The organism is Actinomadura logoneensis (genome assembly GCF_003428695.1).
In the GTDB taxonomy this organism is placed as follows: domain Bacteria; phylum Actinomycetota; class Actinomycetes; order Streptosporangiales; family Streptosporangiaceae; genus Spirillospora; species Spirillospora logoneensis.
Genome location: NZ_QURH01000961.1, coordinates 1 through 8469, shown reverse-complemented (window position 1 = coordinate 8469; position 8469 = coordinate 1). Strand labels below are relative to the sequence as shown.

At 76.4% G+C, this 8469-nt stretch carries 7 protein-coding genes; 4 read left to right on the top strand and 3 right to left on the bottom strand.

Annotation, left to right across the window (positions count from 1 at the left end):
- A partial coding sequence (locus DZF91_RS32560; protein WP_117360887.1) for an SDR family NAD(P)-dependent oxidoreductase occupies positions 1–2638 on the top strand: 2638 nt, incomplete at its 5' end.
- Entirely contained in the window at positions 2635–3060 is a 426-nt protein-coding gene (locus DZF91_RS32555) for an acyl-CoA thioesterase (protein WP_117360886.1), read from the top strand. The genes DZF91_RS32560 and DZF91_RS32555, both read left to right, overlap by 4 nt.
- Here the strand turns inward: DZF91_RS32555 and DZF91_RS32550 are convergent.
- Complete coding sequence (locus DZF91_RS32550) at positions 3051–4025, bottom strand: helix-turn-helix domain-containing protein (protein WP_407920958.1); 975 nt, start codon at positions 4023–4025, stop codon at positions 3051–3053. The genes DZF91_RS32555 and DZF91_RS32550 overlap by 10 nt on opposite strands.
- An 83-nt stretch (positions 4026–4108) precedes the next feature.
- On the opposite strand from DZF91_RS32550, the gene DZF91_RS32545 reads away from it, so the two are divergent.
- The gene (locus DZF91_RS32545) at positions 4109–5263 is read left to right on the top strand and encodes a saccharopine dehydrogenase family protein (protein ID WP_235834735.1); all 1155 of its coding nucleotides are present in this window, start codon (positions 4109–4111) and stop codon (positions 5261–5263) included.
- Positions 5264–5314: 51 nt separating this feature from the next.
- Here DZF91_RS32545 and DZF91_RS32540 read toward each other — a convergent pair whose 3' ends face one another.
- Together DZF91_RS32540 and DZF91_RS32535 are read right to left on the bottom strand one after the other, a co-directional pair.
- A complete protein-coding gene (locus DZF91_RS32540; protein ID WP_158588101.1) occupies positions 5315–6556 on the bottom strand; it encodes a cytochrome P450 in 1242 nt (413 codons plus the stop codon).
- A 119-nt stretch (positions 6557–6675) separates the two neighbouring features.
- Positions 6676–7299, bottom strand: coding sequence for a TetR family transcriptional regulator (locus DZF91_RS32535; RefSeq protein ID WP_235834734.1), 624 nt, complete (start codon positions 7297–7299; stop codon positions 6676–6678).
- A gap of 260 nt (positions 7300–7559) precedes the next feature.
- On the opposite strand from DZF91_RS32535, the gene DZF91_RS32530 reads away from it, so the two are divergent.
- Positions 7560–8360 (top strand): class I SAM-dependent methyltransferase, encoded by an 801-nt coding sequence (locus DZF91_RS32530; RefSeq protein ID WP_235834733.1) that lies wholly within the window; start codon positions 7560–7562, stop codon positions 8358–8360.
- Positions 8361–8469: the final 109 nt, after the last annotated feature.

Sequence of the window (8469 nt, the reverse complement as noted above, 5' to 3'; positions counted from 1 at the left end):
CGGCCGGACGGTCCCGGCGGCGCCGCCGCGGCTCGCGTCGGCGACCGTGGCCGCGCTCGCCGAGGCCGTCGCCGACCTGCCGCACGCCCACGACACCTCCGACGCCTCCGACGCGGTGGCGGGAACGGCCGCTTCGGCGGGCATGGTCGAAGGCGTCGAGCGGTGGTTCCGCGCCTTCGCCCTGGAGCACCGTGCGGCGCGTCCGGCCGGCACCGGGGGAGCGCGCGCCTGGCGGCTGAGCGGCCACGGACCGCTCTGGAAGGCCGTCGCGCCGCTGCTGCCGGACGATCCGTCCGCCCCGCCCGCCCTGGCGGTGTTCCTCCCCGAGGACCCGCCCGACCAGGCCGTCTCCGACCTCCTCACCGCGGCGCGCGAGGCCGTCCGGCACGGTGTTCCGTTGACCGTGGTCGACCACGGCGACACCGCGTCGGGGTTCCTGGCCGGTCTCGCGGCCGAGCACCCCGACGCGGCGCTGCGCCGGATCGCCGTCGTCGACTCCCCGGTGGCGGCGGTCGCCGACGCGCTGTCGGCCGCCTGGGAGGGGCACGCCGAGGTCACGGTGGACGCGTCCGGCGCCCGCCTCACCTCCGTGCACCGGCCGCTCGCACTGCCGCCGGACGGCCCGCCGCTCGCTCCGGGCGACGTCCTGCTGGTCACCGGCGGCGGACGCGGCATCGGCCTCGAAACGGCCTCCCACCTGGCAGAACGCTGGAACGTCCGGCTGGCGCTGCTCGGCCGCTCCGACCCCGGCGCGGACCCCGCCCTGGCCGCGAACCTCCGGCGGCTGCGGGACGAGGGCGCGACGTTCGACTACGTGCCCGCCGACCTGCGCGACGCCCGGTCGGTGCGGGCGGCGCTCGACCGGCTGACCGCGCGGCTCGGCCCGGTGCGCGGCGTCGTCCACGGCGGCGCCGTCAACCGCCCGGCCCGCTTCCTCGACCTCACCGAGCAGGACTTCGCCGACCACGACGCCCCCAAGCGGCGCGGCCTGCGCGTCCTGCTGGACGCCCTGGACACCGCCGGGCTGCGCCTGCTCGTCACCTACGGATCGGTCATCGGCCGGTTCGGCCTTCCCGGCGAGGCGCACTACGCCCTCGCCAACGGCAGGCAGCGGGAGCTGGCCCGCGTCCTGGCGCGCGAACTGCCCGGCTGCCGCGTCCGCAACATCGACTGGACGGCCTGGTCCGGCGCGGGCATGGGGGAGCGGCTGGCGGTGCTCGACACCCTGACCCGCACGGGCGTGGACCCGATCCCGGTCGCGGCGGGCGTCCGGCTGCTCGCCCGGATCGCCGAGTCGGCCGCCGGCCCGACGTCCGTCGTGGCGGCCGGTCGGCTCCCGGCCCTCGAACGCCGGACGGGCGGCGCGCTCACCCACACGCCCGGCGTCGAACTCGTCACCGAGCACCGGCTGAGCTCGGCGCACCTGCCCTGGCTGCGCGACCACCGCATCGACGGGCTGCTCGTCCTCCCGGCGGTGGCCGCGCTGGACCTCATGGCCCGCGCGGCGGGCGAGCTGACGGGCGGACCGGCGGCCTGCGTCACCGGCGGCGCGTTCACCCGTCCGGTCATCGTCCCGGACGACGGCGAGCGCGTCGTGCGCGTGTGCGCGCTCGCCGACGAGGACGGCGGGGTCCGCGTGGCGCTGCGCAGCGACGAGACCGGCTTCGCCATCGACCACTTCACCGGCACCGTCACCGCCGCGCCTCCACCGCCCGCCCTCCCCGTTCCCGGACCCGCGCCGGAGGCCGCCGTCCCCGTCCACGACGGCCGCGCGCTCTACGGACCGCTGTTCTTCCACGGTCCCGCGTTCCAGCGGCTTCTCCGCTACGAGCGGCTGGAGGCGCGCGGCTGCCGCGCCCTCCTCGATCCGGGCGACGCGTCCGTGGCCGGGCCGCTCGGCGACCTGTTCCGCAACGACGCGTCCATCCACGTCGTGCAGGCCTGCGTGCCGCACCGCCGCCTGCTCCCGGTCGGCTGCGACCGGTTCACCGTGCACGCCACCGCCACGGCGTCCGGCGGCGGGCCAGGGCACGGGCCAGGGCACGGGCCGGGACACGGTCACGCGGACGGGCCGCTGGTCCTGACGGCCCGCGAACGCGCCCACCACGGAGCCGACCACACCTATGACGTGCTCCTCACCGACGCGTCCGGTACGCCGCTGCTCAGCTGGACCGGGCTGCGGCTGCGCGACGTCGGACCGCTGCTGGACGGGCACGGCCTCCCGCCCGTCCTCGTCGGCCCCTATGTCCAGCGCCACCTGGACGACCTGCTGCCGCGCGCCGCCGTCCGGCCCGTCCATGGCGGGTTCGCCGTCGCCGGGGACGCCGCGCTGGCCACCGCTCCGGACGGCTCCCCGGACCCCTGGCCGGGGGAGGCGGACCGGCTGGCCCGGCTCACCGGCGAGCCGCCCGCACGGTCGCTGGAACGCCTGCGGACGGTCGCCGCGTGCCTGCGCGCGGCGGGCGGCGACGCGGCCGAACGCCCGGCGGTGGGCGGTGTGTACGAGAACGGCTGGGTGACGCTCCGCACAGGCACCCACGAGATCGCCTCCGCCGTCGTCACCGTCGCCGGACGGGACGCGCCGCTGGTGCTCGCGGCGGCGGCCCGGAAGGGGACCCGGAAGGGGGCGGGGACGTGACGAGACGCTTCTACGAGTACGTCCACCGCGTGACGTTCGCCGACACCAACGTCGTCGGCAACGTCTACTTCGCCGCCTACCTCGCCTGGCAGGGCACCTGCCGCGAGCTGTTCCTCGCCGACCGCGCGCCCGGCGTCGTCAAGCGCCTGGCGGACGACCTCGCCCTGGTCACGGCCTCGTGTTCCTGCGACTACCTGGCCGAACTGACCGCCTTCGACCGCGTCTCCGTCCGCATGACGCTCGCCGCGGTGGAGGACAACCGCGTCACGATGGACTTCGCCTACTACCGGACCGGGGAGGGCCCGGCGCTGCTGGCGGCGAGGGGTGCGCAGACCGTCGCCTGCATGACCCGCACGCCGTCCGGCCTCGCCCCGACCTCCGTCCCCGACGACCTGCTCCTGGCCCTGCGTCCCTACGCCTGAGGGGCGGCGTGGGGGTCCGGGGCGGCCCGCTCGCTGCGGAACGTGCGGCGGTAGGTGTCCGGCGGGACGCCGACCGTCCGGTTGAAGTGCCGCCGGAGCGTCGCGGCGGTGCCCATGCCGGTCGCCGCCGCGATGGCGTCCACGCCGTCGTCGGTCGTCTCGAGCAGTTCCTGCGCGCGGCGGATGCGCTGGGTCAGCAGCCACTGGAGCGGCGTCGTGCCGGTCATCGCCTTGAAGTGCCGGCCCAGGTGGCGGGAGCTCATGTTCATGTGGCGCGCGAGGTCCTCGACGGTGAGCGGTTGGTCCAGCCGTCCCGAGATCCAGCCGAGCAGGTCGCTCAGCGGGTGGTCGCCGCGTTCGGGCACCGGGGCCGCGACGAACTGCGCCTGCCCGCCCGGCCGGTGCGGCGCCACGACCAGCCTGCGCGCCGCCGCGTTCGCGACCGCCGACCCGTGGTCCCTGCGGACGAGGTGCAGGCACAGGTCCAGGGCGGCGGCCTTGCCCGCCGAGGTCAGGACGCTGCCGTTGTCGACGTACAGGACGTCCGGGTCGACCTGCACCTTCGGGTAGCGGGCGGCGAGGGCGTCGGTGTGCGCCCAGTGCGTCGTGGCGCGCAGCCCGTCCAGCAGCCCGCCGGCGGCCAGCACGAACGCGCCCGTGCACAGCGACGCCACGCGCGCCCCGGCCTCGTGGGCGGCACGGACGGCGGCGACGAGGTCGGCCGGGGGGTCGGCGTCGACCTCGGCCCACCCCGGGACGATCACGGTGTCGGCCAGCGGCAGCCGGTCCAGCCCGTCGTCGGGGTCGAGCAGGAAGCGGCCGTCCGCCCGTACGGGCCCGGTGCCGCAGATCACCGGCTCGTACCAGGGGCCGTCCGTGAGCGGCGGGGAGCTGAACAGCTCGTATGCCAGGGACAGCTCGAAGTGCAGGATGCCGTTCGCGACGGCCACCGCCACCGTGTGCACACCGGAGGTCATGTCCGGAAGTGTACGCATCTTGTCGTTTCGGACGCTCGTGCGGGGACCGGCCCGCCCGCCACGATGTCCATGTGAACGAGAACAGGGAAAACAGCGGAACGGTCGCGTCCCACGGAACGGTCGCGTCCCACGGCACGGTCGCGGTCTACGGGGCGTACGGGCACACGGGCCGGTTCGTCGTCGCGGAACTGCTGGAGCGCGGTTACACGCCCGTCCTGGTGGGACGCGACGCCGCCAAGCTGGACGACCTCGCGGCGCGGTACCCGGGCCTCGCGGTCCGTCCGGCCCGGGCCGACGACGCGGCGGCGCTCGACCGCGCGCTGGCCGGCGCGGACGCCGTCGTCAACACGGCCGGGCCGTTCGCCGACACGGCCGCGCCGGTGATCGAGGCGGCGCTGCGCGCCGGGATCCCCTACGTGGACGTCGCCGCCGAGATCGAGGCCAACCGCGACACCTTCGACCGCTTCGCCGACCGCGCCCGCGCCGCCGGGACGCCGGTCGTGCCCGCCATGGCGTTCTACGGCGGTCTCGGCGACCTGCTCGCCACCGCCGCGATGGGCGACTGGACCGAGGCGGACGAGGCGCACATCGCCTACGGCCTGGACAGCTGGCACCCGACGTCCGGGACCCGCGCCGCGGGCGAGGTCTCGCACCGGCGCCGCGGCGGACGCCGCGTCCGCTTCACCGGCGGGGCCCTCGCCTACCACGACGACGAGCCGCGCAACCGGACCTGGTCCTTCCCGGACCCGACCGGGGACCGCGAGGTCGTCGGCGAGTTCACGATGGCCGACGTCGTGACGATCCCCAGCCACCTGGACATCCCCGAGGTGCGCGACTACATGGCCGTCGAGGCGGCGAGGGACCTGTCGTCCCCGGACACCCCCGCCCCCGTCGCCGCGGACGAGGACGGCCGCTCGGCGCAGTCGTTCGTCGTGGACGTCGTCCTGGTGTCCGGTTCGCGGCGGCGCCGCGCGACCGCCCACGGCCGCGACATCTACGCCGTCAGCGCGCCGCTGGCCGTCGAGGCCGTCCACCGGATCCTCACCGGCCGGACGAGGACGACCGGCGTCGCCTCGGCGGGCGAGCTGTTCGACGCCCGCGACTTCCTGGCGGCGCTGTCGACCCATCTCACGGTGGAGTTCACGGCCGAGGAGGACGCCGCGTCCCCGGGCTCCGTCTCCGGCGGCGGCCACCCGCCCCTCGCGCCGCCGGCGTCCCAGGCGTAGCGCCCTGTCCTTCGGAGGCACGGTCGTGATGCCGGCGTGCTCCGGCCGCCGTCACCAGCGGACGGGGAGCGCCGCCGGGCCGCTCACGATGCCGCCGGTGCGCCACGGCACCTCGTCCGCTGGGACCGCCGGCTCCAGCTTCGGGAACCGGGCGGCGAGAGTGCCGAGCGCCACCTCGACCTCCTGCCGGGCCAGGTTCGCGCCGAGGCAGAAGTGCGGGCCGTGGCCGAAGGTCAGGTGGGACGCGCCGCCGGTGGGGCGGTCGGGCGCGAACGAGCCGGGGTCGGCGAAGACGGCCGCGTCGCGGTTGGCGGCGGCGAGCATCGGCAGCACGGTCTCCCCGGCGCGGACCGTCCCGCCCGAGAGCTCGGCGTCCTCGGTCGCCAGCCTCGGCATCGCGACGGCGGCGGGCGTGTCGTGCCGCAGCACCTCCTCCACCAGCCGGGCGTCCACCGCGGCGGGCCGGCGGCCCCCGGCCACCAGGGTGAGCACGGCGGACGCCACCAGGTGCGCGGTCGTCTCGTGCCCCGCCGAGATGAGGTTGATGACCAGGCTGACCAGCTCCGGCCCGGACAGCCCGCCGTCGCCGTCGCCGTCCTCGCCCTCGTCGCGGGCGGCGATCAGCACGTCGATCAGCGCGTCCCCGGGCGCGTCGCGGCGGGCCGCGACGAACTCCTCCACGTACCGGCGGAACTCCGCGCCGGACGCGGACCGGCGGGCCGCGCCGTCGGTGCCGGTGGACAGCGCCGTGTCCGCCCACGCCCGGAACCGCTCGCGGTCCGCGTCCGGGACGCCGAGCACCTCGCAGACGACCCGCACCGGGAGCGGGAAGGCGAACGCGGCGAGCAGGTCGCACGGCGGCCCCTGGGCGTCCATGCCGTCCGCCAGCTCGGCCGCGACGGCCTCGACGCGGGGCCGCCAGGCGGCCGTGCGGCGCGGCGTGAACGCGCCGGCCACGATCCGCCGGAGCCGGGTGTGCCGCGGCGGGTCCATGTTGAGCAGCGAGTACGGGTCGTCGCTGACGTCCCCGCCCCGGGCCAGGCGCGGCCCGCCCGGCCGCAGCTCGCGGCTGAACCGCGGGTCCGCGAGCACCTGCCGGACGTCGGCGTGCGCGGACACCGCCCGCATCACGTCCCCGCTCGGAACCCTGACCTGCGGCAGCCCGCCGGCGGCCCCGGGCAGGTAGCCGGTAGCGTCCGGCAGCCCTCCGTTCGCGTCCGGCAGCCCTCCGTTCGCGTCCGGCAGGCCGCCGGTCGTCCCCGGCAGGTGGTCGGCCGCGCGTTCGGGATCCATGGCGCCTCCCTCGTCCGGCCCCTCCATGCTCGCGGAGCGACCGCCGGACGTCGAGCGCCGCGGGTCGCCGAGGGCCCTCCGGGGCGTGGCCGGAACCGGGCGGCCCCGGACCCGCGAGGTCACCCCGGCCCGGGCCCGCCCTCCTCCGGCTCGGGAAGGCCGAGGTAGCGGACGACCATCCGGGCGACGAACCCCGCGACCCGGTCGGGCGGGCCTTCGGCGAGGATCAGGTGGCTCATCGTCAGCCGCACGGCGGCGTCGGTGACCTCGGCGAACGCGTCCGGGTCCAGGTCCGGCCAGCGGCCGAGGGCGTGCTCGACGATCCGCGCGGACGCCGTGAACAGCACGGGCTCGGCCTGCGTGGTCAGCAGCGGCAGCAGCTCGTCCCCGCCCGCGCCGGTCAGCACGACCTTCTTCAGCGGGTCCTCCGCCGAGGTGAGCAGGGTGAACCGGACGGCCGCCGCGACCGCCGCGTACAGGTCGTCGTGCTCGGCCAGCAGCCGGTCGATGCCGTCCAGGTAGCGCTCGTTGTCGCGGAGCACCACCGCCTGCGCGAGCCCCCACTTGTCGCCGAACTCGTTGTAGACGGTCTGCCTGCTGACGCCGGCGGCCTCGCCGACGTCCCGCATGCGCAGCCCGCGGTAGCCGTGCCGCACCAGCAGTTCGGCGGCGGCGTCGAGCAGCGCCTCGCGCACCGGGCTCGACCGGTCGGCGGCGGCCCGGCCGCCGGGGACCGGAGGCACGGCGGGCCCTGCCGGCACGGCGGGAACCGCCGGCACGGCGGGGACGCTCGGAACGGCGGGGGCGGCGGGGTCGGACGGAGTCATCGACGGCTCCGGGATCGAGGGCGGCGATGCGCGGTGACGAGAACGGGAGCGGGACGGACGGCGGACGGAACAGGACGGACGGGGACGGACCCGGACAGGCGGCGGACGGTGACGCACGCATGGCCTCACGGAAATCCGCTCGCTGTCAAGGACCGCCCCTCATTATGATCGCCGCCGTGAAGAGCGACGAATACCTCGAAGTCAACCGCGACCTGTGGGACGAGCGGGTCCCGATCCACGTCGGCAGCGAGTTCTACGACGTCGCCGGGTTCCGCGCGGGCGCGAACATGCTGCGCGACTTCGAGAGGGCGGAGGTCGGGGACGTCTCCGGCCGGACCCTGGCGCACCTGCAGTGCCACTTCGGCCTCGACACCCTCTCCTGGGCGCGGCTCGGCGCGCGCGTCACGGGGCTGGACTTCTCCGCGCCCGCGATCGACGCCGCGCGCGGCATCGCGGCCGAGACCGGGATCGACGCCCGGTTCGTGGTCTCCGACGTCTACGCCGCGCCCGAGGCGCTCGGCGCCACCTACGACATCGTCTACACCGGGCTCGGCGCGCTGTGCTGGCTGCCCGACCTCGGCCGGTGGGCGTCGACGGTCGCGGCGCTGCTCAACCCGGGCGGGTTCCTCTACCTCTCCGAGTTCCACCCGTTCGCGGACATCCTGGACGACGAGACCGGCATGACCGTCACGTACGACTACTTCGACCGGGAACCCCAGGTGTGGGACGAGCCCGGCACCTACACCGACCGCGCCGCCGCGACCCGCAACAACAAGTCGATCTCGTTCACGCACGGCATCGGCGACGTGGTCAGCGCCGTCATCGCCGCCGGGATGCGCCTGGAGTTCCTGCACGAGCACGACCACACCCTCTTCGCCCGGCACGCGAACCTGGAGAAGCACGGCCAGCGGTACCAGCGGCCCGAGGGCCATCCGCGCGTCCCCATGATGTACTCCCTGCGGGCGACCCGCGTCTGACCTACGCCCGACCGCCCCTGGCCGGCGCCTGTTCCGCCCCCCGACCGCGTCCGGCCCGCCCCGACGGCGTCCGGCCCGCCCCCGACGGCGTCCGGCCCGCCCCCGACCC